Origin of the sequence: Herbidospora cretacea (assembly GCF_001570605.1) — a bacterium.
GTDB lineage: Bacteria > Actinomycetota > Actinomycetes > Streptosporangiales > Streptosporangiaceae > Herbidospora > Herbidospora cretacea.
In genome coordinates this window covers 663,505-686,730 of record NZ_BBXG01000002.1, presented here as the reverse complement: position 1 = coordinate 686,730, position 23,226 = coordinate 663,505, and the positions used below count along the sequence as shown (strand labels likewise).

The 23,226-nt window shown below is 70.0% G+C and carries 20 protein-coding genes and 1 pseudogene; 4 read left to right on the top strand and 17 right to left on the bottom strand.

Annotation, left to right across the window (positions count from 1 at the left end; all coding sequences use genetic code 11):
• Positions 1-88 precede the first annotated feature (88 nt).
• The 6 genes and pseudogenes from AW270_RS05780 to AW270_RS42075 form a co-directional block, all read right to left on the bottom strand.
• A complete protein-coding gene (locus AW270_RS05780) occupies positions 89-1,033 on the bottom strand; it encodes a DNA polymerase domain-containing protein (protein WP_061291340.1) in 945 nt (314 codons plus the stop codon).
• Entirely contained in the window at positions 1,020-2,159 is a 1,140-nt protein-coding gene (locus AW270_RS05775; RefSeq protein ID WP_061291338.1) for a glycosyltransferase family 4 protein, read from the bottom strand. Before AW270_RS05775 ends, AW270_RS05780 begins: the two co-directional genes overlap by 14 nt.
• The gene (locus AW270_RS05770) at positions 2,156-3,223 is read right to left on the bottom strand and encodes a glycosyltransferase (RefSeq protein ID WP_061291336.1); all 1,068 of its coding nucleotides are present in this window, start codon (positions 3,221-3,223) and stop codon (positions 2,156-2,158) included. The genes AW270_RS05775 and AW270_RS05770 overlap by 4 nt, the downstream gene beginning before the upstream one ends.
• A 59-nt stretch (positions 3,224-3,282) precedes the next feature.
• Complete coding sequence (locus AW270_RS05765; RefSeq protein WP_061291334.1) at positions 3,283-3,537, bottom strand: hypothetical protein; 255 nt, start codon at positions 3,535-3,537, stop codon at positions 3,283-3,285.
• Positions 3,538-3,599: 62 nt separating this feature from the next.
• Positions 3,600-4,172, bottom strand: coding sequence for an MFS transporter (locus AW270_RS05760; protein WP_169807255.1), 573 nt, complete (start codon positions 4,170-4,172; stop codon positions 3,600-3,602).
• Between the two features lie 98 nt (positions 4,173-4,270).
• A pseudogene (locus AW270_RS42075) lies at positions 4,271-4,762 on the bottom strand (MFS transporter); the annotation flags it as partial.
• 113 nt (positions 4,763-4,875) lie between these two features.
• Between AW270_RS42075 and AW270_RS05750 the strand changes: the two are divergent.
• Positions 4,876-5,445: a dihydrofolate reductase family protein gene (locus tag AW270_RS05750; RefSeq protein WP_061291328.1), complete on the top strand. Its 570-nt coding sequence runs from the start codon at positions 4,876-4,878 to the stop codon at positions 5,443-5,445.
• 435 nt (positions 5,446-5,880) lie between these two features.
• On the opposite strand, the gene AW270_RS05745 is transcribed toward AW270_RS05750, so the two are convergent.
• The 6 genes from AW270_RS05745 to sucC all read right to left on the bottom strand — a co-directional run bounded on the left by AW270_RS05745 (position 5,881) and on the right by sucC (position 12,899).
• Positions 5,881-7,419 carry an aldehyde dehydrogenase family protein gene (locus AW270_RS05745; protein ID WP_061291326.1) on the bottom strand — a complete coding sequence of 513 codons (1,539 nt, stop codon included), beginning with the start codon at positions 7,417-7,419 and terminating at the stop codon, positions 5,881-5,883.
• 67 nt (positions 7,420-7,486) lie between these two features.
• Positions 7,487-9,193, bottom strand: a complete 1,707-nt coding sequence (gcl, locus tag AW270_RS05740) for a glyoxylate carboligase (protein WP_061291495.1) — start codon at positions 9,191-9,193, stop codon at positions 7,487-7,489.
• A gap of 14 nt (positions 9,194-9,207) precedes the next feature.
• Positions 9,208-10,077: a 2-hydroxy-3-oxopropionate reductase gene (locus AW270_RS05735; protein WP_061291324.1), complete on the bottom strand. Its 870-nt coding sequence runs from the start codon at positions 10,075-10,077 to the stop codon at positions 9,208-9,210.
• Entirely contained in the window at positions 10,074-10,868 is a 795-nt protein-coding gene (locus AW270_RS05730) for a hydroxypyruvate isomerase family protein (protein ID WP_061291322.1), read from the bottom strand. Before AW270_RS05730 ends, AW270_RS05735 begins: the two co-directional genes overlap by 4 nt.
• Positions 10,865-11,734, bottom strand: a complete 870-nt coding sequence (sucD, locus tag AW270_RS05725) for a succinate--CoA ligase subunit alpha (protein ID WP_061291320.1) — start codon at positions 11,732-11,734, stop codon at positions 10,865-10,867. The genes AW270_RS05730 and sucD overlap by 4 nt, the downstream gene beginning before the upstream one ends.
• 13 nt (positions 11,735-11,747) lie before the next feature.
• A complete protein-coding gene (sucC, locus tag AW270_RS05720) occupies positions 11,748-12,899 on the bottom strand; it encodes an ADP-forming succinate--CoA ligase subunit beta (RefSeq protein ID WP_061291318.1) in 1,152 nt (383 codons plus the stop codon).
• Between the two features lie 193 nt (positions 12,900-13,092).
• On the opposite strand from sucC, the gene AW270_RS05715 reads away from it, so the two are divergent.
• The 3 genes from AW270_RS05715 (at position 13,093) to AW270_RS38495 (ending at position 16,489) form a co-directional block, all read left to right on the top strand.
• Positions 13,093-14,286, top strand: a complete 1,194-nt coding sequence (locus AW270_RS05715; RefSeq protein ID WP_061291316.1) for an MFS transporter — start codon at positions 13,093-13,095, stop codon at positions 14,284-14,286.
• A gap of 139 nt (positions 14,287-14,425) precedes the next feature.
• Positions 14,426-15,154 (top strand): GntR family transcriptional regulator, encoded by a 729-nt coding sequence (locus AW270_RS05710; RefSeq protein ID WP_061291315.1) that lies wholly within the window; start codon positions 14,426-14,428, stop codon positions 15,152-15,154.
• 1,158 nt (positions 15,155-16,312) lie between these two features.
• The gene (locus AW270_RS38495; RefSeq protein ID WP_157521713.1) at positions 16,313-16,489 is read left to right on the top strand and encodes a hypothetical protein; all 177 of its coding nucleotides are present in this window, start codon (positions 16,313-16,315) and stop codon (positions 16,487-16,489) included.
• A gap of 726 nt (positions 16,490-17,215) precedes the next feature.
• On the opposite strand, the gene AW270_RS05705 is transcribed toward AW270_RS38495, so the two are convergent.
• The 5 genes from AW270_RS05705 to AW270_RS05685 form a co-directional block, all read right to left on the bottom strand.
• Positions 17,216-17,815, bottom strand: a complete 600-nt coding sequence (locus AW270_RS05705) for an SMI1/KNR4 family protein (protein ID WP_061291313.1) — start codon at positions 17,813-17,815, stop codon at positions 17,216-17,218.
• A 63-nt stretch (positions 17,816-17,878) separates the two neighbouring features.
• Positions 17,879-18,901, bottom strand: a complete 1,023-nt coding sequence (locus AW270_RS05700; RefSeq protein ID WP_061291311.1) for a TerC family protein — start codon at positions 18,899-18,901, stop codon at positions 17,879-17,881.
• Complete coding sequence (locus tag AW270_RS05695) at positions 18,898-19,455, bottom strand: hypothetical protein (RefSeq protein WP_061291309.1); 558 nt, start codon at positions 19,453-19,455, stop codon at positions 18,898-18,900. The genes AW270_RS05700 and AW270_RS05695 overlap by 4 nt, the downstream gene beginning before the upstream one ends.
• Position 19,456: 1 nt before the next feature.
• Entirely contained in the window at positions 19,457-20,863 is a 1,407-nt protein-coding gene (locus tag AW270_RS05690; protein ID WP_157521712.1) for an Nramp family divalent metal transporter, read from the bottom strand.
• 235 nt (positions 20,864-21,098) lie between these two features.
• On the bottom strand, positions 21,099-23,225 hold the full coding sequence (locus AW270_RS05685) for an acetate--CoA ligase family protein (RefSeq protein WP_061291305.1): 2,127 nt from the start codon (positions 23,223-23,225) through the stop codon (positions 21,099-21,101).
• Position 23,226 lies beyond the last annotated feature (1 nt).

The window sequence follows — 23,226 nt, the reverse complement described above, 5'->3', positions numbered from 1 at the left end:
GCGGTTTTCCACAGGCGGTGGCGTGGCCGGCGGAAACGTCGGCAGGGGGCGGGAGGATGGCCACACCCCGGGCGGGTGGGGTCCGCGACTACCCTTCCCGGCGGGCTTTTGCGCGGCGTTTGCCCTCGTGCATGGCCTGCACCCGGGCCACCGGGATCGTGTGGCCGTGGTCGATCAGGTCGGCGGGCAGCGTCTGCGGCTTGGGCATCAGCGCCGCCCACAGGTCCTCGTCGGGGAGCGGCGTCTTGATCGTGAAGTCGGCGGGGGTGATCGACTCCAGATCGTCCCAGGCCACGGGGGTGGAGACCGGGACGCGCGGTCGGATCCGGGGTGAGTAGGCCGCGACGATGGTCGCGCCGCCCGCGCGGGTCGAGTCGAGGAACACCTTTCCCTCGCGGTCCTCGCGGATGAACGCCGTCGTCGCGATCTCGGGCCCCAGCTTCTCGGCCCGGACGGCCAGCGCGCGGGTGGCGGCGGCCACGTCCTCGAAGGGGAGCGCGTCGGCCAGGGGCACCAGGATGTGGACGCCCTTCGACCCGCTCGTCTTCACCGCGGCTTCGAGCTTGGTGTCGGCGAGCGCCTGGCGTACAAGAAATGCGGCTTTGACCACCACGTCGAAACCCGCGCCCTCCGGCGGGTCGAGGTCCAGGACCAGGTGGGTCTGGTGCACGTCGTCGGCCGAGCGGTAGAGCTGCGCGTGGTACTCGACCGCGCGCTGGTTGCCGAACCACAGCAGGGTGCGCCTGTCGTCGCAGACCGGATAGCGCACCTCGCGCTTGGACGCCTCCGCCCAGATCGCCTCGGTCCGGATCCAGTCGGGGGCGTATTTGGGCAGGTTCTTCTGCATGAAGGGCGGCTGGCCCGGCCTGACCCGCATGACCGACAGCGGCCGGTCACGCAGGCCGGGCAGCATCCGCGCCGAGACGGCGTCGAGGTAGTCGATCAGGTCGCGCTTGGTCGCCTCAGCGCCGTCGAACAGCTGGACGTCGAGGTTGGTCAGCTCGACGCCGTCACGTTCCTCACCCTTGGCCATCCGTCAACACTAGATCGTGGCGTGCGCCCGTTTCGAGCAGCACCTCCCGGTAGTGGGTGATGAGTTCGGAGCAGACGGCGTTCCAGGTGCGGTCCTCGACCGACGCGCGGGCCGCCTCCGCCATCTGCCGCCGCCTCTCCGGGTCGGCGGCCAGTTCCTCGACCGCGTCGCGCATCGCGGCGCGGTCGTGGGCCGGATAGAGCAGTCCGGTACGACCGTCGCGCACCAGATCCAGCGGTCCGCCCGCCGCCGCCGCGACCACCGGAACCCCCGAGGCCAGGGCCTCCTGAACGGCCTGCGAGAAGGTCTCGTTGCCGCCCGGGTGCACGAATACGTCGAACGAGGCGACCAGTTCGTGCAGCTCGGAGCCGGTCTTGAGACCCGTGAAGACGGCGCGCGGGATCAGCTTGCCGAGCGCCTCCTTCGCCGGTCCGTCGCCGACCACCACGAGCCTGACGCCCGGGATGTCGGCGACCCCGGCCAGCAGGTGCACCCGCTTGTCGGCGGCGACCCGGCCGACGTACCCGACGATGACCTCGCCGTCCGGCGCCAGTTCCGCGCGCAGAGCCTCGGAGCGGCGGCCGGGGTGGAAACCGGTCAGGTCGACGCCCCGGCCCCAGCGGGCCAGGCGCGGGATGCCGTTGGCGCGCAGCTCGTTGAGCGTCGCGCTCGACGGGGCCAGCGTGCGGGCCGCCTTCTCGTGGATGGCGCGCAGGCGGCGCCAGATGAAGGGGCCGGCGGCGCGCAGGCCGTACTGGCGGGCGAACCCCACCAGATCGGTCTGGAACACCGCGACGACGGGGATGCCGAGGCGGCTCGCCGCCCGGATCCCGGACGCCCCGAGCACCGCCGGGGACGCCAGATGGATGATGTCCGGCCGGAACCGCTGCAACGTGCGCAGCACCAACCGGCTCGGCAGGCCGGCGCGGAAATCACGGTAGAAGGGCAGGGCCAGGGCCGGGGTCGCCACGACGGGGAACCCCGCGTAGCTGGCCGGACCGGGGTCGGGTGCCATGACGAGCGCCTCGTGGCCGTTGGCGGCGAGGTGGTCGAGCAGGCGGCAGACTGAGTTCGTCACCCCGTTGACCTGGGGCAGGAACGATTCGGAGATGACGGCGACCCTCATGTCGAGTGCACCTTCAGGAATCCGGCCACCGAGGCGGCCCAGCTGAATCGTTCGGCGCGCAGGCGCGCCAGATCCCGGCGGTCGTCCCGGCGCAACAGGTCCTCCACCGCGTCGGCGTACGCCCCGGGATGACCGAAGACGCATCTCCCCGCCGGGCCGATGACCTCCCCGAGAGCGCTGCGCCGGTCCGCCACCACCGGGGTCCCGGAGGCGAGCGCCTCCAGGGCGGCCAGGCCGAACGTCTCGGCGGGGCCCGGGGCGATGGCGATGTCGGCGGTCGCCAGCAGAGCGGCAAGACCGGCCCGATCGGTGAGGTGGCCGAGGAACCGGACCGGCAGGCCTTCCGCCCGGCGTTCCAGCCGGGCCCGCAACGGTCCCTCGCCCGCCACCGCGAGCACCGCGTTCACCCCGCGGCGCCGCAGCTCCGCGAGGGCGTCGATGGCCCGGTGGGGTCTCTTCTCGATCGACAGCCGCGAGCAGACGACCAGCAGCACCTCGTCGGCGCGGGCCAGCCGGTCTCGCACGGCCTGATCGAAGTTGCCGGGGGTGAACCGGTCGAGGTCCACCCCGAGCGGAACATGGGTGACGTTCGGCGCCCCGATCCGCCGGAACTCGGCGGCGGCCCAGTTGGTCGTGCAGACGACGGTGTCGTACGACCGCGCGGTGGCCCTGTTCAGCGGATCGGCGAGCGGCGGCAGCAGCGCGGCCAGGCTCTCGTGCGAGACCATGACCGACCCGATCCCGCGCTCGCGCGCCCAGCGCCCGGTCCACCGCAGCGTCGACCGGTCGGACACCTCGATCCGGTCGGGCCTGATCTGTTCGAGCACGCGCCGGACGGCCCCGCGCGCGGTGATGACGTGATAGCCGCCGGTCCCCGGCACGATGCGCCCGGGAAGAGTGATGACCAGCCCCGACTCCGACTCCCGGACCGAGGCGATCGGCCCCGGGACGACGAGGAACGGCTCATGCCCCGAGGCGGCGTATCCCGCCCCGAGCTCGGCCAGTGCGGTACGCAGCCCACCAGAGGTTGCCGTGACGAAGTTGGCGAGCCGCACGATCTTCACGGCTGGAGTGTGGCAACCGAGAGTAAATCACCCGAAAAGGGCGAATGACGGCAGCGAGGCTAAACGTTGGGTTTCTGCACCATGTTGTTGAGCGCCGACGCCATATGCCGGAGATGGTCGTCGGTGAGCTGCTCAAGGGACATGCCCCCGGCGTCGAGCTTGTCGACCAGCGTCGCCCTGGCCACCACGACAGTGGCATGGTGAACGTGGGCTTCGGCGACGACGCGGATCCGATCTTCGTCCAGCACCAGCGTGGCACCGGGAATGTCGGACTCAAGCAAATCACGTATGTGATGGGGCTCAACCGTGGCCATGATCCGAATTGTTCCCGCCGAAAAGGACCGGTGAACGCGGGAAAAGCAATCGCATCTGGGCGCTACTCAGTCGCGGCCTGTCGCACCGAAGCGCTCTCGCTCTTACTCGCCGCGAGACCCAGCAGCGGCACGCCGCCCGCCAGCGCCCCCGCCGCCGCGCCCAGCGCGACCCGGATCCCGTAACGCTCCGCCGTGAGCCCGAGCGGCGGCCCGCCGGCCATCTCACCGGCGGCGTCGACCTGCCCGAGGAAGGAGAACACGGTGGCCCGGCTCCCCGGCTCGGTCCGCTCGGTGATCCACGTGATCATCGTCGGCCGCGCCGCGTCCCGGACGGCGCTCAGCAGGACGGAGGCGACCGCCGCCGGCCAGAACCACCCGGAAGCAGCCAGCACGAACGCCGACACCGCCGCCCCGACCTGCAGGACCGCGAGTCCGCGCATCCCGGTCCCGTCGGTGACCTGCGTCAGCAGGATGGCCGCCACCATCGCCCCGATCGAGATGGCCCCGAACCAGACGAACGGCGTGCCGAACGCCTGGGTGAAGTGAAGCTGGGTGAGCCGGTCGATCCCCTCGGACGCGACCGCCGAACAGGCCACCGCCCCCATGAGGAACCACAGCGCCGGCCGCTTCCGCACCGCCCTGACCGAGGCCGAGAGGTGCTCCCGAGGCGCACTGACCTTCTCGAAAGGCGACTCCCGCATACCGAGGGCAAGACCCCCGGCCAGTACACCATCGCCCCGCCCCCCACGAGCAGCGGCACCCGAAGATGCACCGAGGCGAGCAGAACCGAGACGACGATCCCGACGACGGTGCCGCCCTGGGTGACCTGGGCGCCCCGCGTGAACGCCCGCCCCGCGCCGTCGTCGAGCTCCCCCGCGACCCAGGCCTCCTCGGCCCCCTCGACACAGGTGTAGCCGACCCCCATGAGAGCCGAGGCGGCGAGGATGACGGGAAACGTCGGCACCAGCCCCTGCGCGAGGGTCGAGGAACCGATCAGCACATACCCGACGACCACCGACCACTTGCGGCTGTGCAGATCGGCCAGCACCCCCGTCGGCACCTGCGCCGCGAAGATCACGACCTCGAGAACCGTCCCGACGAGGACGAGCTGCAGCGGCCCGAGCCCCGCCGTCTGGGCCTGGTAGACGAGCTGGAGGGTGAACGCGCAGGCCATGGCGAACCCGGCGACCGCCCGGATGACCAGATAGGTCCGGAACGCCCGCATGACGCGGACGCTAACACCCACTCGCAGCCGAACACTCGGACTTTCTTGACAAAAAAAGTTGTCGGTGAGAGGCTTCAGGAGAACGCGACGCAGAACGACACCAAGGAGCAGAAATGCGCAAGATCATCTCGGGCCTGTTCGTCTCCCTCGACGGCGTCGTCGAGGCCCCCGACCAGTGGCACTTCCCCTACTTCAGCGACGAGATGGGCGAAGCGGTCGAGAGCACCGTCGCCAACGCCGACGCGGTCCTGTTCGGCCGCAAGACCTTCACCGACTTCCAGAGCTACTGGCCCAGCCAGGGCCCGGAGGTGCCCTTCTCCAGCTTCATCAACAACGTCCAGAAGTACGTCGTCTCCACCACCCTGACCGAGACGACCTGGGCCGACTCGTCGATCATCTCCGGCGACGTGGAGGCGGGGATCCGCGAGCTGAAGGCGTCCGAGGGCAAGGACATCTCGATCACCGGCAGCGGCACGCTGGTGATGTGGCTCCTGCGCCACGGCCTGCTCGACGAGCTGCGCCTGCTGGTCCACCCGATCATCGTGGGCGAGGGCAAGAAGCAGCTCTGGGACGGCGGCGAGCGCCTGGGCCTCGAACTGGTCGACCTGAAGGTCTTCAAGAACGGCGTGACCCACCAGATCTACGCCAAGGCCGACATCCCCGAGAACCCGATGGGCTTCTGACCAGCCAACTCAGATGAGCCAAGGAAGCTCAAGCGCCAAGAACCACTTGAGCCGACCTTCAGCGGAGCGAACCAGGGGCGGATCCACGCCCCTGTTCGCCGGGCCCCTCGACAGATCCAAAAGATGTGCCCCCTCATGGCTCGAAACGGCGCGAACCGAAACGGCCGGTTGCCGCCGCCCACTGGCCGCGCCCCGAGCGGCGGGAGGCGCAGATCAGGCGGAGCCGTAACGGAGAAGCGTTTGAAATCGGGCGGCGAGCCGCACGAGGCCTGCGCACGGACCACCCCCAGCGAAGCGGTGGCCGAGGACGAAGCACCCGTGAAGCGCCGCGCGCTGGACCCGGCGTTCACCAAGAGCTGGGCATTGCCGAGAAGCGCGTGGCGCGGCCTGGCAGTGGGTCGGCCCGAGCCGTTGGACGCCGCCAGGCCGCGGCTCTTACGCCGGTAAGAGGGTCTGGTTCCCGAAGTTCCCCGGCAGTCGTTCGTCCGCCGGCCCTTGTGTCACCGCGCGGACCAGCAGTTCACCGCCCACGAACGCCCCCCGCCACGACCCGCCGAACCCGCCGAACAGCTCCTCTCTGTCCCCCCGCGACCGAGGCGCGTTGTGCCCGACCTTGAAGGCCCGCACCTCGCCGGCCAGCCGGGCGGCGGTCCGGGTGTCGTCGCACGAGATGGTCGCCACCAGTGCCCCGTTGCTGGCGTTCATCGCGGCCAGCAGTTCGGCCTCGGTGTCGACGAGCACCACCGTGTCGACGGGCCCGAACGGTTCGGCGTGGAACAGCGGCGACGAGCGGGGCGGCGTGAGGATCGCCACCGGGGCCATGTAGGCCGAGATGTCCTGCCCGGGCAGGAATCGCCCGTCATCCAGCGCTCCCCGGAACAGTGGCACGCCGCCCTTGGACACCGCCTCGTCGACCTGGTCGGTCAGGTCTTTCACCTTCGCGTTGTTGATCAGTGGGCCGAAGTCGAGCTCCGGCAGCGGATCGCCGGCCGACTCCACCGCGAGAGGGTGCCCGAACCGGACGCCCTGGACCGCCGGCAGATAGGCGGCCAGGAACTCGCCGAACGCTGACCGCTGCACGACGAACCGCGGGTAGGCCGTGCAGCGCTGTTTGGCGTAGTCGTAGGTCTTGCGGATCTGCCCGGTCAGGGTGGCCCAGTCGCTGTAGTCCCAGACCCCCCAGCAGTTGAGGCCCTCCTGTTCGAGGATGTGCCGCCGCCCGAGGTCGGCGAGCGAGGTGGCCACCTGGCCGCCGGTGTCGCGCCCGCCGACGAAGGACACGCAGCCGATCTCCTGGCCGCGCACCAGCACCCGCGACAGCTCCGCCCCGCTCCCCGACACGAGGGTCAGCGGAAGACCCTCGCGGGCGGCGAGCGCGGTCGCCAGGGTCAGGCAGGACAGGCCGCCGTCGGTCGGGGTCTTGGCGATGGCCCCGTTGCCCGCCAGGACCTGGACCAGCATGGCGTGCATGAGCACGCTCATCGGATAGTTCCAGCTCGCGATGTTGGAGACCGGACCGGCCAGGGGGACGCGGCCGTCGGTCATCCGGGCGATCTCACCGGCATACCAGCGCACGCCCTCGATGCAGCGGTCGACGTCGGCGGTCGCGAGCTTCCAAGGTTTGCCGATCTCCCAGACCAGCAGCAGCGCCAGCAGGTCGCGGTGGGCCTCCATCGCGTCGAGCGCGGCCGACACCCGCGCGGCGCGCTCGGCCACGGGGGTGTGCCGCCAGCGCCGGTGTTCGTCGACCGCCGCGTGGACGGCCCGCGCCGCCGCCGACCGGTCGAGTCGGGGCGGACCGGCGATGGACGTGCCGTCGACGGGGGTGACGGCGGGGGTGGTGCGCCCGTCGCGGTGCCAGATGCCTCCCCAGTGGTTGAGGACGCGGTCGTCGTTGAACGCCTCGGGGGCGGTCTCGACACAGCGGCCGTAGGCGTCGGACCAGGCCGTGCCCGGCTTGAGCATGAGCGGCATGGCTGTCGTCCTCTCAGTCGGACCGGCGGGCGCCGGGCTGGAGCGTGGGCGGCATGTCGTCGTCTCCTCAGTCGGACCAGTCGATGTCGTCGGCCAGCACGGGCAGCGGCTCGAACTCCTTGATGGCGTCGAGCGACGGACCCATGGCGGCGTTGGCCTCGCGTTCGACCATGACCTCGACCAGCACCGGGAGCCGTGACCGGTGGGCCTCGGCGGTGGCCCATTCGAGGGCGGGCCGGATGTCGCCGGGCTCCTCGACCCGGCGGGCCGGGCAGCCGAAGGCCTCCATGGCCTTGACGTGGTCGATGCCGCCTTCGCCGTAGTGGAGGTCGACGGCGAAGTTCATGTCGTAGGGGATCTCGGCCTGCCGGATCAGCCCCAGGCACTCGTTGTTGACCATGACGATGACGAACGGGATCTGGTATTGCGCGGCGACCGCGACCTCCTCCATCAGGAACTGGAAGGAGTAGTCGCCGACGACCACCACGACCTCACGCTCGGGATAGGCGCACTTCACCCCCATCGCCGCCGGCACCTCCCAGCCCAGCGGCCCGGCCTGGCCGCAGACGAGGTAGCGCCGCGGCAGATAGGTCTTCTGGAACTGGCCCGACCAGATCTGGTAGAGCCCGATGGCGGTCACGAAGGTCGTGTCGGGGCCGTAGAACTCGTTGATCTCGCGGTAGACGCGCGGCGGCTTGATCGGCACGTCGTCGAAGTCGTCGCGGCGCGGCAGCGTGCGCCGCAGTTCGCCGACCCGGTGGGCCCACCCCGACGCGCGCCTGGCCGGGCCGCGACCGCGCGCCTCGGCGGCCAGCGCCGCCAGCGTCGGCCGGGCGTGCCCGACGACCCCGAGGTCGGGCTCGAAGACCCGGCCGATCTGGGTCGGCTCGATGTCGACGTGGATGAACTGGCGGCCCTTGCGGTAGACGTCGAGGTCGCCGGTGTGCCGGTCGCCGAAGCGCGCGCCGACGGCCAGGACCAGGTCGCTTTCGAGGAACGCCGCGTTGCCCCACCGGGTCTGGGTCTGGATGCCCGCCATGCCGGCGAACAGCGGATGGTCTTCGGGGAACGCGCCTTTGCCCATCAGCGTGACCTGCACCGGCACCTGGAGGTGTTCGGCCAGTTCCCGCAGCTCGGTCGAGGCGTCGGCGATGACGACGCCGCCGCCCGCCAGGATCAGCGGGCGCTCGGCGGCCGACAGCATGTCGACCGCCGCCGCGACGGCCTTCGGCAGGGGCTGCGGCACGTCGACCGGCAGCGGCGCGTCGAGCTCGGGGTCGTAGAGGCAGGTCCCGCGCTGGACGTCGATCGGCAGGTCGATGAGCACCGGCCCCGGCCGCCCCGACCGGGCGACGCGGAACGCCTCGCGGAAGACCCAGGCGGCCTGCGCGGGCTCCTTGAGCTGCACCGCCCACTTGGTCACCGGCTTGGCGATCTCGACGATGTCGACCGCCTGGAACGACTCCTGGTGGAGCTTGCCCTTCTGGGCCTGGCCGGTGATGCAGATCATCGGGATCGAGTCGGCCATCGCCGTGTAGAGCCCGGTGATCATGTTGGTGCCGGCCGGCCCGGAGGTGCCGATGCAGACGCCGACGTTCCCGGTGACGCGGGCCCAGCCGTCGGCGGCGTGGGTGCCGCCCTCTTCGTGGCGGACGGTGATGTGCCTGATCGAGCTGTGCTGCAGAGCCGCGTAGAGCGGCAGGATCGCCGCGCCGGGGATGCCGAAGACGGTGTCGACGCCTTCGCTCTCCATCACCGCGACCGCCGCCTCCATGCAGGGGATCCGCTTCACGAATTGATCCTTTCGATCACTTTCAGCAGGGCGGAGTGGTCGAGGGAGCCGTGGCCCTGGGCCTTGGCCGCCGCGATGAGCTGGGCGACCAGGGCGGTCATGGGGAGCGCGATCCCGGCCTCGCGGGCGGCGGCGGTGGCGATGCCCATGTCCTTGTGGTGCAGGTCGACGCGGAAGCCCGGCTGGAAGTTGCGCTCGACCATGGAATGGCGCTTGAGCTCCAGGATCCGCGACCCGGCCAGACCTCCCGCGAGCACGTCGAGGCCCCCCTTCGGGTCGACCCCGGACGCCTCCAGCAGCACGATCGCCTCGGCGATCAGGGCATAGGTGCCGCCGACGACGAGCTGGTTGGCCGCCTTGACGGTCTGCCCCGCCCCGGCGGGCCCGACGTGGACGATCGTGGTGCCGAGCACCCGGAGGATCTCCCGGGCCGACTCGACGTCTTCGGCCCGCCCGCCGATCATGATCGATAACGTGCCGTCGATGGCGCCCTTCTCCCCGCCGCTGACCGGCGCGTCGATGGCGTGGACGCCCTTCACCGCCGCCGCCTGCGCCACCCGCCGGGACGTCTCGGGCTTGATCGTGCTCATGTCGATGAGGAGCAGCCCGGCCGGGGCGTGGTCGAGGACGCCGCCCTCGCCGAAGACCACCTCTTCGACCTGCGGCGAGTCGGGCAGCATGGTGATCACCACGTGGGCCTGCGCGACCGCCTCGCCCAGGCTCGCCGCAGCCTTGCCGCCGAGCTCGGCCAGTTCGTCGAGCCGGGCGGCGCTGACGTCGTGGCCGACCACGGTGTGCCCGGCCCGGACGAGGTTGGCGGCCATGGGCGTGCCCATGATGCCGAGCCCGATGAAGCCGATGTTCATCCGTTCCTCCAGGCGAAGCTGTCGGCGCTCGGGCCGACCGGACGGTATTCCAGGCCCACGTGACCGTCGTAGCCGGTGGCGGCCAGCCGCTCGAAGACGCGGTCATAGGGCATCGAGCCGGTGCCCGGCTGCCCCCGCCCCGGATCGTCGGCGATCTGCACGTGACCGAACCGCTCCCACCGGCGGTCGATCAGTTCGAGGACGTCCTCTCCCATGCGGTGAAGGTGGTAGAGGTCGGCGAGGAACCCGACGTTGGCCACGCCGACCTGGTCGAGCAGCCGGAACGCCTCCTCGGACGACACGATCGGATAGCGGGGGCTCTCGTGGGAGTTGAGCGCCTCGACCAGCACCATCGCCCCCGCCTGGTCGGCGACCTCGGCGGCGTGGAGCAGGTTCTCCACCGCGATCGCCCGATGGACCTCCGGAGCCACGTCGGGCTCGGCGTTGCCGTAGAGCGCGTTCAGCCGCCGGCAGCCGAGCGACTCGGCCAGCCCCGCCGCGACCTCGACGTTGGCCCGGAACCGCGCCGACCCGCCCGGCGAGGAGACCAGCCCCCGGTCGCCCCCGGCCATGTCACCGGCGTCGAAATTGAGCCCGACGAGCCGCACCCCGGCGTCGCCGATGGCCGTCCGCAGCCGGTCGAGCTCCGGCTCGGACGGCTGCGGACCGTCGAAGGGCCACCACAGCTCGACCGCGTCGAACCCCGCTTTGGCCGCCGCCTCGAACCGCTCCAGCAGCGGCAGCTCGGTGAACAGGATCGACAGGTTGACGTCGAACCGGAGCCCGTTCACGCCGCCTCCAGCAACGCCCGCATCAGGCGGGCCGTCTCGCTGGGCGTGCGGCCGACGCTGACGCCGACCTTCTCCAGTGCCTCCTTCTTGGCCTGGGCGGTGCCGGCCGATCCGGAGATGATCGCGCCCGCGTGGCCCATGGTCTTGCCCTCGGGCGCGGTGAACCCGGCGACGTAGGCGACGACCGGCTTGGTGACGTGTTTCTCGATGAAGGCGGCGGCCCGTTCCTCGGCGTCGCCGCCGATCTCGCCGATCATGACGATGGCGTCGGTGTCGGGATCGTCCTGGAACGCCCGGAGGCAGTCGATGTGGGTGGTGCCGATGACGGGGTCGCCGCCGATTCCCACAGCTGTGGAGAACCCGATGTCCCGGAGCTCGTACATCAGCTGATAGGTGAGAGTGCCCGATTTGGACACCAGGCCGATGCGCCCGGGAGCGGTGATGTCGGCCGGGATGATCCCCGCGTTGGCGGCGCCGGGCGAGATCAGCCCGGGGCAGTTGGGCCCGATGACCCGGGTCGTGCCCTGCCTGGCCACGGTCAGGAACTCAAGACTGTCGTGCACGGGCACGCCCTCGGTGATCACCACACACAGCCCGATCCCGGCGTCGACCGCCTCCAGGACCGCGCCCTTGGTGAACCGGGGCGGCACGAACACCACGGAGACGTCGGCGCCGGTCGAGTCCATCGCCTCGGCGACCGACGAGAACACCGGGATGCCCTGGTGGACCTGGCCGCCTTTGCCCGGGGTCACCCCGGCCACGACATTGGTGCCCGCCGCGACCATGCGGGCGGTGTGCCTGCCGCCCTCGGCGCCGGTCATGCCCTGCACGACGACACGGCTGTCCTTGCTCAGGAAGATCGACATTCTGGGGTTCTCCTCACGCGGCCGCGTTGGCCAGCCTGGCCGCCTCTTCGGCGGCGCCGTCCATGGTCGGGACCTGCCGGACGGCGGGGTGTGCCGCCTGATCGAGGATCCGGCGGCCCGCCTCGGCGTTGTTGCCGTCGAGCCGCACCACGATCGGGTGGGTCGCACCCTGCTCGCCGAGGGTGGCGAGGGCGGCCACGATGCCGTCGGCCACCGCATCGCAGGCGGTGATCCCGCCGAACACGTTGACCAGCACCGATTTCACGTCGGGGTCGGACAGGATGACGCCGAGCCCGTCGGCCATGACCTGGGCGGAGGCGCCGCCGCCGATGTCGAGGAAGTTCGCGGGCCTGGCGCCGGCCTGCGCGACGACGTCGAGGGTGCTCATGACGAGCCCCGCGCCGTTGCCGATCACGCCGACGGAGCCGTCGAGCTTGACGTAGTTGAGCCCCTTGCCCTTGGCCCGGCTCTCCAGGTCGTCGCCGCCCGTGGCCGCTTCGGCGGGCCGGTCGTGCCGATAGCCGGCGTTCTCATCGAGCGTCACCTTGCCGTCGAGGGCGAGCACGCGGCCGTCGGCGGTCCGGGCCAGCGGGTTGACCTCCACCAGCACGGCGTCTTCGCCCGCCATCACCTTCCATAAACCGACGAGGATGCCGGCCGCCTCACCGGCGACGTCGGAGGGCAGCCCGGCCTCGGTCACGATGAACGACGCCGTCTCGTGGTCGACCCCGCGCAGCGGATCGATCGGCACCCTGACCAGCGCGCCGGGATCGGTGGCGGCCAGCTCCTCGATCTCCATGCCGCCCGAGGCCGAGCACATCGCCAGGAAGGTCCCGGCCGCGCGGTCGACGAGGAAGGCCGCGTAGTACTCCTCGGCCGGGACGTCGGCCACCTCGACCAGGACACTACGGGTCAGGTGACCCTTGATGTCCATCCCGAGGATCGCGCGGGCGGCGTCCTCCGCCGCGGCCGGGCCGGGAGCGGGCTTGATGCCGCCGGCCTTGCCGCGACCGCCCGTCTTCACCTGGGCCTTGACCACGACCGGCCCGGCCAGCTCGGCGGCTATGGCGCGCGCCTCCTCGGGCGTCGCCGCCACCGCCCCCTCGGGGACGGGAACGCCGTAGCGCGCGAACAGCTCCTTCGCCTGGTGCTCGAACAGGTCCACAGGGCCTCCCTCAACGCATCTTGTAGACGGTATACCGTATGGAACGAGCCTCGTAAAGGCCTCTCGACAGGAGTCGGTGTCCTGGGATATTCCATACGGTATGCAGGATACTTTGGAAGTGAGAGACTGGCGCGGGCGTCTCTATCGCGTGGGCCCACCAGCCCCAGAGCTCACCGGTCGTCCCAGGTCAGCGATGCTCTGGCCCGCCATGGCCGCCATGGCGGCGGTCGGCCCGATGCAATACGGCTATGCCGCCGTCGCCCCGTCGATCGCCCGTGCCCACGGCCTCTCCGCCGCCGAGGTTCTGCTCCCCCTGGCGGTCTGGCTGACGTGCCAGGCCGCCGTCGCGCTGCCCGCCACCCGCCTTCTGTCGCGCGGGGTCGTCGGCGTCCGCGTCGCCCTGTGGCTCGGCGCCCTGCTGTGCGCGCTCGCCATCCCGTCGCTGGCCGTCCCCAGCGGTCCTCTGCTGATCGGCTACGGCCTGCTGGGCGGCACCGGAGCAGGGCTCGTGTACGCCGCCTGCACCGAGACCCTCGCCCGCTGGCATCCCGAACGGCCGGGGGTGCGCGTCGCCCTCGTCACCGGCGCTTATTCGTGCAGCGCCATTCCACTGGTCCTCGACCTGCGCTTATGGCCCGTCATGGCCGGTTTGGGCCTGGCCGCGATCGCCTGGGCCGCGGCGGTCCTCCGCACGCCCCCCGCCAACTGGTGGCCCCCGGAGATCGACCCGCGCGCGTGGGCCCTCGACCGCCGGGTCCTGCACCGGCAGCCCCGGGCCGCCCGACAGTTCTCCCTGGCCGAGGCCGCCCGCACCCCCACGCTGGTGGTGCTGACCGTGATCCTCGTCGGCGCGGGCGCCGTCGCGATCTTCGACGTGATCGCCCTGGCCTTCCTCGGCCCTGAGCCGTTGTGGCTCGCCCTGGCCGTCCTGCTGACCCTCACCGGATTGGGCCGCTCGACGGCGGTCCCACTGGCGGAACGCTTCGGCCGGGTGCGGGTCCTCGCCGCGGCGCTGACCCTGCTGGCAGTGGCCCAGGGCCTGCTCGCCGCGGCGGCCGCGGTGGCCGCCGCCGACACGGCCGCGGTGGTGGCCGCTGTCCCCGCCGGTCTGGGCGGAGGCGCCATCTATCCGCTCATCGCCGCGCTGGTGCGGGAGTACTTCGGCGAGGACCGCGTCCACGGGATCCACGGCCTCGTCTACACCGCCAAGGCCGTCGCGGGCCCGGCCGGAGTAGGCCTGGCGCTCCTGGCCCTGCCCGCCCTGCCCGGCAGCGCGGGCACCCCCGTCTTCGTGGCCGCGACGATCATCGCCGCCGCCACCGCCCTACTCTGCGCCACTTTGCGTCGCCCGGGAGTACCCGCGACGCTGCCCGCGCCGTCGTTGTGAGGGGCGTTCAGCGGTAAGGGCCGGGGAAATGGGCAGGCCGATGTGAGCGATGTCACGGTCGGTAAGAATGCCAGGAATGTATGCTGTAGGCAGTCGACGACAAACACTTAGTGGTCGTTTCCAGGAGTTGAGAAACCCGATGCTGGCCAACCAGGGCTCCACCGCGAAGATCGTTCGTCCCACAACCCTGCGGGAGAGCGTGTTGGAGAGGATCCTCGAGCTCATCATCATCGGCAGCCTGAAGCCGGGTCAGCACCTTGTCGAAAACGAGCTTGCCGACAACCTCGGCGTCTCCCGCCAGCCGGTCAGGGAGGCTCTCCAGTTGCTGAGCGGCGAGGGCTGGGTCGATCTGCGTCCCGGCCACGGCGCCTACGTCCATTCCCCCACGGTCGAGGAAGCCGACCAGCTCCTCGCCGTCCGCACCCTCCTGGAAGCGGAATCGGCCCGCCTCGCCGCCCGCAACCCCGACAAGAGCGGTGTCTCCACGCTGCGCGACATCTGCCTGCGCGGCCTGGAAGCCTGCGTGGCCGACGACGTCGACGCCGCCGTCGCCGCCAACAGCGAGCTCCACACGGCAGTGGTCAACATGTCGGGCAACCGCGTCCTGGCCGACCTGACCTCCCAGGTCGCCCGCCGGGTCCGCTGGTACCACACCCCCGTGGCTCGCCACCGGGGCAAGGCCTCGTGGGAGGAGCACGCCGCCCTGATCGACGCGATCGAGGCGGGCGAGGAGGACGTCGCCGCCGACATCATGCGCCGCCACACCGAACACACCCGCCAGTCCTACCTGGAGTCCCGCGCCCAGCACCCGGAAGTGGAGCCCCCGGCCCCCATCCGCCGCCGCCGGCCGCGCGCGGTATCCAGCTGAACCGGTGCTCAGCGAGCCAGTCCGGAGGAGGAAAGAATGGTCGCCCGGTAGAGCACCTTTCCCCGCCTGATGAGCCGAGGGGACAGCTTTCACGGGCAGAAGCAGCCTGGCCTTTCGGACAAGCTCCAAGCCGATGCACGCGCGAAACCGACTCGCCTTGCGGCGAGCAGTTCAAGCATCGTGCTTCGAGACGGACACTCGCACTGGGACAGATATCCGAGCCCCGCTGCCAAGCGGGCTCCTGGGACACCGATCTAGAAATCACGCTCGATCGGACCCGGCATATCCGTTCCAGCACCGGTTTCAAGGACTGACGGCCGGCTGGCTCACTTGGCAGCTGACAGCCCGAGACATCAGGTCCGCGGAGACGACGCTTGACGGACCAGGTGGCACCCAGGGCCGCGCTTCAGAGAACGCTGCCCCACTGAATCTCTTCGGCACTCATTGCGCCGCAGGAGCGTCAGGTCTCAGATAACAAAGACCGAACGACAAAGGGCGGCACCCATCCGCCACATGACTGCCGCTCGGACATCTACTGAGACGTGGTGCGGAGGAAACCGGCGTCTCGGTCGCAATAACCAGCAGTAAAGGGTGAGTAGCAGCCGAGGTTAAATCGTCACTGCTCGTAATCAGTGCCTGACGATACGGCTGATTGCCCATCTTCGACGCCGCAAAGGGCAAGCAAATCCAGCAAGGCACCAAGGAGGCTCCAGGATCACCGAGATGTTTCCACTCCTGAAACGCAGACCTAATGCTTTAGCGGGAAACTCGGACAAGGTTCCGCTTCTGGAAACTTGCCACAGAGCTCTGGACAAGAGCCCGATGTCACCCCGTTTCACCTGCACCGGATGCACCCACAACAGATCTCACCACCCGGCCTCACCACCCGGCCTCACCACCCGGCCTCACCACCCGGCCTCACCACCCGGCCTCACCACCCGGCCTCACCACCCGGCCTCACATGCCCGATGTCAGCGGCCATCGATTCCGGTTACCGAACAGGCTGATGAACCATCCAGCCGCTTGAAACCGGAAGCTTGCGCCTCATACCGAACATCTTGAACCCGCATGACCAGCCGACATCCAGCAGTCGGCGCCCCTGGATTCCCCGGGACCGTCCCGGGTAGTTGAGACAGTCCCCGAAGGAGGTGTATTCGCATGAAGTCGTTCTTCGAGAAGCTCCGCGCCTTCGAGGGCCCGCTGGGCGCCTCGGCCGACGGCCGCCCGATCGGGCTGGGCCTCGCCACCGCACTGCGCAAGGCGCGTTCCGCCGATGGCGTCGAAAGCCACGTCAGCCGGTGGGCCACCGAGCCCGTCAAGGCCGAACAGCGCTGACCCCCCGCTGCCACCCGGCGTCGGACTCGCGTGCACTCCAGCACCAGGGTCCGACGTCATCGTGGCGGCATGCCCAAACGTCGGGCGCCACCGCTCAGCAGCCGCCGACATTGGGCATCGCGTGCCCGTGATGCTCAGCGGGGACCTCATCCGGCCAAGCCAGGACCGGTGAACCGAGCCGACACCTGAGGGAGAGGGCTGACGTGCCAATTCAGCTTCCCTCATCGGCCTAACTAAGTCGCGACTGTAATGAGCAAGGACGCAGAGCAGCCGCCCAGCGTGGGTGAAACCGCCTGCATGACCTCTGCTGCGTAGTCTGCTGGGCGCCCGGTAGGCCTCTACTGAGACCCCCGGCAGCCCCTCTGCTGAGGCCCGCCCGGCAGTCCCTGTACCGAGACCCGCCCGGCAACCCCACTGCTGAGATTCGCCCGGCAGTCCCTGTACTGAGACCCGCCCGGTAGACCCGCTGCTGCGGCCCGCCCGGCAGTCCCTGTACCGAGGCCCGCCCGGCAGCCCCGCTGCTGAGATCCGCCCGGCAGTCCCTGTACCGAGACCCGCCCGGTAGACTTTCTGCTGAAGCTCGCCTGGTAGGCCGTCTGCTGGAGCGGAGGCTAAGTTCGGCGAACTGACATCGCCGGCTGGGCCGGCCAGTCTCGGATTAGCCAGGGCGGAGACGGCTTGGTCGATCCGGGTGCCATCCTTGCTGGTCGGCGGTGCTCATGCGGCCTATATGAACTCGTCCCAGAACGGAATGGGCACGCCCCGCTCCCAAGCACTCGCTTCCTCGCGGTTCGGCCGGAACTCATTGCGCACCCATGCTGGGAGATCTCGTCCATAACCGATGATGTCGTCGCCCCAGATCGACAGCACCTGACCGCCGTAGGTGCCCCGTCCCGCAGGCAGGAACCGGTGACCGTAGACCGGCACGAGCCTCGGTGCAGTGGCGAGACGTTGCGCCGCCACCTCAGCTGCAGCGGTCCCATCTTCGGGCCGGGTTCCCCACGAGGCCGGCCAGGCACCGTCCTCCACCGCGAACAGGATGCCCTCGCTCGGCCACGTCAGGCGCGAGCGGAGCTCGTCTTCGTCTCCGTCACGCCAGTCGGGCCAAGGCCGCTTCCGGACCGCACCCTCCTCGGGCCGCGTCCCATTGATCGGCAGCCCTGCCGCGAGGAAGGCGCGATGATCGTCGGCGAACGTGAAACCAAACGTCGTTTCGATCTGGTCGAACTCGGCATCGGTCAGGCCCGGGCGGATCTCACACCGGCCCAGCAAGGCCAACCTGTGAGCGGCCTCCCGCCCGAGCCGCACCGCGTCAGGTCGGAGCATGCACCCGATACCACCAGGCCTCCGCAGGACGGGCAATCCCGCGGAGGCCGGCGACAGAAGGGGTCAGCTGTCGATGTCGGCCTTCGGGCGGCCCTCCTCGCCCGCGTCGTCTTTCGGGGCGGGCGGGGGCGAGGAGGCGGCGCGGCGGTCGTCCATGCGGGTCTTGATCAGGCTTGCGATGGTGGTGACGATCAAGGTGCCGAGGATGACGCCCAGGCTGACCGAGATCGGGACCTCGGGGGCCCACGAGACGCCGTCGTGGTGGAGGGCTTCCATGATCAGTTTCACGCCGATGAAGGCGAGCACCACCGACAGGCCCTTGCTCAGGTAGACGAGACGGTCGAGCAGGCCGCCGATCAGGAAGAACAGTTGCCGCAGGCCCATCAGCGCGAACGCGTTGGCGGTGAACACGATGTAGGGCTCGCGGGTCAGGCCGAAGATGGCGGGGATCGAGTCGAGGGCGAACAGCAGGTCGGTGGTGCCGATGGCCACCATGACGATCAGCATCGGGGTCACCACGCGGCGGCCGTTGATGCGGGCCGTCATCCGGGCGCCCTGGTATTTGTCCGTCGAGGGCAGGACGCGGCGGACCGTGCGCAGGGCGATGTTCTCGGAGAACTCGGCCTCTTCCTCCTCGTGGCCGATGAGCTTCCACGCCGTGTAGATCAGGAAGGCGCCGAAAATGTAGAAGAGCCAGTCGAACCGGGTGATCGCGCCGGCCCCGGCGGCGATGAACGCGCCGCGCATGACCAGGGCGATGATGATGCCGATCAGCAGGACCTTCTGGCGGTACTGCCGCGGCACCTGGAAGCGGCTCATGATGATCAGGAAGACGAAGAGGTTGTCGACGCTCAGCGAGTATTCGGTGATCCATCCGGCGAAGAACTCCCCGCCGTGGTCACCGCCCCACAGGATCCAGAGGCCGACTCCGAACACGGCGGCCAGGCCCACGTAGAAGACGACCCAGCCGACGCATTCGCGGAAGGAGGGTTCATGGGGGTTGCGTGCGACCAGCCAGAAGTCGAACGCGAGCACCAGGGCGAATCCCGCGATCGTGGCAAGCCATACCCAGGCGGGAAGGTTCATCGGACTCCTTTTGTCGGACCCTTTCCACGCGCCTTCCGGCTACGACGGTGGTGGTTGAGGGCTTCGGCGTGCTCGACATAGCGCTGAAGCAGGGTACGCGCCACGGGGTTGTGCCCTGCTAACCGGATCAGCCAATGGGGCATGAGCCGTTCGTGCAGCCAGACGAATCCGATGGCGAAACCGAGGCTGACCAGCGCCTGGTAGGCGAGGAATCCGGCCACGCCGCCCGCGAGGACGACCTGGCCATCGAGGATGAGACCGGTGCTGACCTGCTGAATCAGCCGGGAGAGCGGGAAGGCGACCAGCCAGAACAGCCCTGCGGGGGCGAACAGGCCGGGGCGGAAGGGGCCGCCGAGTCCGCACAGCGTGCTGAAGACGCCGCCGAACAGGGCCAGCGGGAGGGCGAGCGTGAGCGCCGCGACGGCGGCCCAACCGGCGGGCTGACCCGTGATGAGGGTCAGCCCGCCGGCCATGGCGCCGCCGACGGCTCCGATCGCGACGCCGGGGAGGGCGAGCTCCGCGGCGTGCCGGATGGAGGGTCGGCCGGGCGCCATGTCAGCCGACCACGACGCCGTAGGCGAACAGGCTGTAGAGGAGCATGCCGAGGTAGAACACGGCGCCGAAGCCGATGATCAGGTTCGACCACCACTTGGGGCGGATCGGTTTCGGCAGCATGCGGTTGTTGACCAGCAGCAACGTCACGCAGTAGGCGCCCATGGCGAACGTCGACAGGAACGCCAGCGTGTCGAGGATGCCGCTCGGTCCGTCGGCCGGGCCGAACAGCAGGATCAGGATGCCGAAGGCGATGACGCCCCACAGGAAGGCCGCGTAGAGATGCGACATGCGCATCTTCTTGGCGCCCCTCACAAAGTGGTAGGTCATGTCGGCCTGGCCGCGCGAGAACGAGTCGAACAGGCCGAGGGTCGCGTTGAGGCCGATGAGCGAGATGAAGCCGAGGAAGATGACGCCCAGGACCGAACTGCCCGCCGAGGCGAACGAGTCGGCCATGGCCGACAGGGCCGCCTCACGCTCGCCGTTGGCGATGATCTCCCGGATGCCCGGCGTCTGCCGGGTCGCCGCCTGCGCGATCACCGTGAACGAGATGGTGACGAGCATGGTGACGCCCCAGAAGAGCAGGAGCGCGTCGAAGGTGACCCAGCGGCGCCAGCCGCGCCACTTCTTCATCTCCTCGGGGTTGTCGGTGTCGAACATGAAGCCCCGCGAGGGCATGGCCTCTTCCTCGCCGGCGTGGCGCAGGCCGCGGATCTGCGGGATGTGCGCGCCCATGCCGGCCCCGGAGTCGCGCAGGTGGAGGGTGTACCACATCTGCTGCATCCCGGACGGACCCGCGAACGCGATCGACCCCACGATCACCGGGAACCAGGCGGCCGTCATGGCCCCGTCGGGGATGTAGCCGATGGCGAACATGCCCGTGACGGTGCTGACGACGTCGTTCCAGGTGCCGACCATCGCGGCGACGATGGCGGTGCCGATGACCAGGGCGCCGATCAGGATCGACAGCAGGGTCTCCAGCAGGCTGTAGATCACCTTGGCGAGGCTGAAGACCACCCCCACCAGGAGCAGGCCGCATACCGCGGTCACCGTCCATGGGATGCCGGTGATCTCCTCGAACGCCGCCGCGCCCGCCGACAGGTGGCCGGGCCAGATGTAGACGGCTATGGCGACGACGAAGAAGAACCACATCAGCGGCTTGAAGACGCGGGCCGCGCCGAAGAAGATGCTCTCGCCGGTCGCCATGGCGTAGCGGGCCATCTCCAGCATGACGACGGCCTGCAGGGTCACGCCGACGAGGAACAGCCAGCGGATCTCCGGCCCGAACAGCAGGACCAGCCGCGGCCACATGTAGGACTCGCCCATGCCCACGCCGAGCGCGACGAGGAACACGGTGGGCCCGAGGATGTGCACCGACGGGGGCGCGTCGGGCAGGGTGCGGATGGGCATCGGCTCGAGTTTGCCCGCCCGCCACACTTTCTCTTCTTGACCTGCGGCGGCAGCCGTGGGTTCGGTCGCCGGTGTACTTGACGTGTCCACGTATGGACCTCCTCGGGAGTTGATTGGTCCCGCCTGTCCCCGATTCGCCCCCCTCTTGGGTCTCCGGCCCTGGTCACCGGAGCGTCGTGCGCCGGCCCGCCGTGCTCAGGTGCGGCGGGCCGCCGCGGTGTGTGCGGGTGGTGCGTCAGCCGGGCATGAGACCCGCCGCCCTGGCCCAGCGGTATTTCGCGCCGAGCACGGCGACGGGCTTCTCCGTGGTGTAGGGGTAGGCGACCACGCCGTGGTCGAAGAGGTAGTCGCAGGCCTCTTCGACCTCGGTGTCACCGGCCAGTGAGGCGACGACCGGCTTGTGGTTGCCCTTCGCCCTCTCCTCGGCCACGACCCGGGCGACCAGTTCGGCGAAGACCATCGGGGGGGTGACGATGGTGTGCCAGTAACCGAGCACGAGCGCGTGGATCCGGGGGTCGGTGAGGCCCAGCCTGAGGGTGTTCTCGTAGGTGGACGGCGGTTCGCCGCCCGTGATGTCGATCGGGTTGCCCGCCGCTCCGAACGGCGGGATGTAGGCGCGGAACGCCTCGTCGAGGTCGGGCGGGATCTCCATGAGGGTCAGCCCGTTGTCGACGCAGGCGTCGGAGAGGAGCACGCCGGAGCCGCCCGCACCGGTGATGATCACGACGTTCTCCCCCTGGGGGGTCGGCATGATCGGCAGGGAGCGGGCGTATTCCAGCATGTCGTTGAGGCCCGGTGCGCGGACGACACCGGCCTGCCGGAGGATGTCGTCGTAGACCTTGTCGTCACCGGCCAGCGCGCCGGTGTGGGATCCGGCGGCCCGTGCCCCCATGGCGGTCCGGCCCGCCTTGAGCACGATCACCGGCTTCTTCGTGACGACCCGCTGGACGGCCTCGACGAAGCCGCGGCCGTCTTTGAGGTCTTCGAGGTGCATGGCGACGCAGTTGGTGTTGTCGTCCTGCTCGAAGAAGGTGAGGAGGTCGTCTTCGTCGACGTCGGCCTTGTTGCCGACCCCGACGATGGCGGAGACCCCCATGCGGGTGGTGCGGCTGAAGCCCAGGATCGCCATCCCGATGCCGCCGCTCTGGGAGGTCAGCGCGACGCTTCCGCGCACGTCATAGGGGGTGCAGAAGGTCGCGCAGAGGTTCTCGGGCGTGTAGTAGTAGCCGTAGATGTTGGGCCCGAGCATGCGCACGCCGTGTTTGCGGGCGATCTCGACGATCGCCTGCTGGCCCTCGACGTCGCCGGTCTCGGCGAAGCCCGAGGGGATCATGATGGCCCCGGCGACGCCCTTCTCGCCGGCGGCCTCCAGGGCGGCGGGCACGAACGCGGCCGGGATGGCGAAGACCGCGACGTCGATCTCGCCGGGCACGTCGGCGATGCTCCGGTAGGCGGGTAACCCGAGGATCTCCGCCGACTTCGGGTTGATCGGGTAGATGTTGCCCCGGTAGCCGCCGTTGATCAGGTTGCGCATGACCGAGTTGCCGATCTTGCCGGTCTCGCCGGAGGCGCCGATGACGGCGACGGCCCGGGGATGGAAGATGCGGTTCATCTTGGCGAGGATCTCCTCGCGCGGGATGCGCGGGGTCTCCACCGGCGCCTCGGCGGAGAGGATGATGCGCACGTCAGCTGCCACGGCACCGTCGGCGGAGGCGAAGACGGGGTTGAGATCGACCTCGGCGATCTCGGGGAAGTCGGCGACCAGCGCGCCGACGCGTTCGATCATGGCCGACAGAGCCGCCCGGTCGGCCGGTGCGGCTCCGCGGGCCCCACGCAGCACTTCGGCCGCCTTGATGTCGTCCAGCATCGCCAGGGAATCATGCACTGTTAGGGGGGCGAGCCGAAAGGTCACATCCTTTAACACTTCGACCAACGTTCCGCCGAGGCCGAACGCGACCACCTTGCCGAAGGTGGGGTCGGTCACCGCGCCGATGATCACTTCGTGGCCGCCGCCGACCATCTGCTGCACCTGGACGCCGTCGATGACGGCTCCGGCGTCGTAGGCGTGGGCGCTGGCCAGGATCTTCTCGTAGCCGGCGCGGACGGCCTCGGCCGAGTCGACGCCCACCAGGACGCCGCCGGCCTCGGTCTTGTGCAGGATGTCCGGGGAGACGATCTTCAGCACCACCGGGAAGCCGATCGAGGTGGCCAGCGTGACCGCGTCGTCGGCCGAGGTGGCCAGCCCCTCTCCGGGGGTGGCGATCCCGTAGGCGTCGCAGACGCGCTTGCCCTCGGGGGCGGTCAGCGCGGTGCGCCCTTCGGCGCGCGCCTTGTCGAGGATCTCGCGAACCTCTGCCGACATG

What these genes read in the sequence shown, in the direction of transcription:
- AW270_RS05780 (WP_061291340.1), bottom strand. Translation starts at nt 1,033, where the DNA reads ATGGCCAAGGGTGAGGAACGTGACGGCGTCGAGCTGACCAACCTCGAC.
- AW270_RS05775 (WP_061291338.1), bottom strand. Translation starts at nt 2,159, where the DNA reads ATGAGGGTCGCCGTCATCTCCGAATCGTTCCTGCCCCAGGTCAACGGG.
- AW270_RS05765 (WP_061291334.1), bottom strand. Translation starts at nt 3,537, where the DNA reads ATGGCCACGGTTGAGCCCCATCACATACGTGATTTGCTTGAGTCCGAC.
- AW270_RS05750 (WP_061291328.1), top strand. Translation starts at nt 4,876, where the DNA reads ATGCGCAAGATCATCTCGGGCCTGTTCGTCTCCCTCGACGGCGTCGTC.
- AW270_RS05745 (WP_061291326.1), bottom strand. Translation starts at nt 7,419, where the DNA reads ATGCCGCTCATGCTCAAGCCGGGCACGGCCTGGTCCGACGCCTACGGC.
- gcl (WP_061291495.1), bottom strand. Translation starts at nt 9,193, where the DNA reads ATGGAGGCGGCGGTCGCGGTGATGGAGAGCGAAGGCGTCGACACCGTC.
- AW270_RS05735 (WP_061291324.1), bottom strand. Translation starts at nt 10,077, where the DNA reads ATGAACATCGGCTTCATCGGGCTCGGCATCATGGGCACGCCCATGGCC.
- sucD (WP_061291320.1), bottom strand. Translation starts at nt 11,734, where the DNA reads ATGTCGATCTTCCTGAGCAAGGACAGCCGTGTCGTCGTGCAGGGCATG.
- AW270_RS05715 (WP_061291316.1), top strand. Translation starts at nt 13,093, where the DNA reads ATGCTCTGGCCCGCCATGGCCGCCATGGCGGCGGTCGGCCCGATGCAA.
- AW270_RS05710 (WP_061291315.1), top strand. Translation starts at nt 14,426, where the DNA reads ATGCTGGCCAACCAGGGCTCCACCGCGAAGATCGTTCGTCCCACAACC.
- AW270_RS38495 (WP_157521713.1), top strand. Translation starts at nt 16,313, where the DNA reads ATGAAGTCGTTCTTCGAGAAGCTCCGCGCCTTCGAGGGCCCGCTGGGC.
- AW270_RS05705 (WP_061291313.1), bottom strand. Translation starts at nt 17,815, where the DNA reads ATGCTCCGACCTGACGCGGTGCGGCTCGGGCGGGAGGCCGCTCACAGG.
- AW270_RS05700 (WP_061291311.1), bottom strand. Translation starts at nt 18,901, where the DNA reads ATGAACCTTCCCGCCTGGGTATGGCTTGCCACGATCGCGGGATTCGCC.
- AW270_RS05695 (WP_061291309.1), bottom strand. Translation starts at nt 19,455, where the DNA reads ATGGCGCCCGGCCGACCCTCCATCCGGCACGCCGCGGAGCTCGCCCTC.
- AW270_RS05690 (WP_157521712.1), bottom strand. Translation starts at nt 20,863, where the DNA reads ATGCCCATCCGCACCCTGCCCGACGCGCCCCCGTCGGTGCACATCCTC.
- AW270_RS05685 (WP_061291305.1), bottom strand. Translation starts at nt 23,225, where the DNA reads ATGTCGGCAGAGGTTCGCGAGATCCTCGACAAGGCGCGCGCCGAAGGG.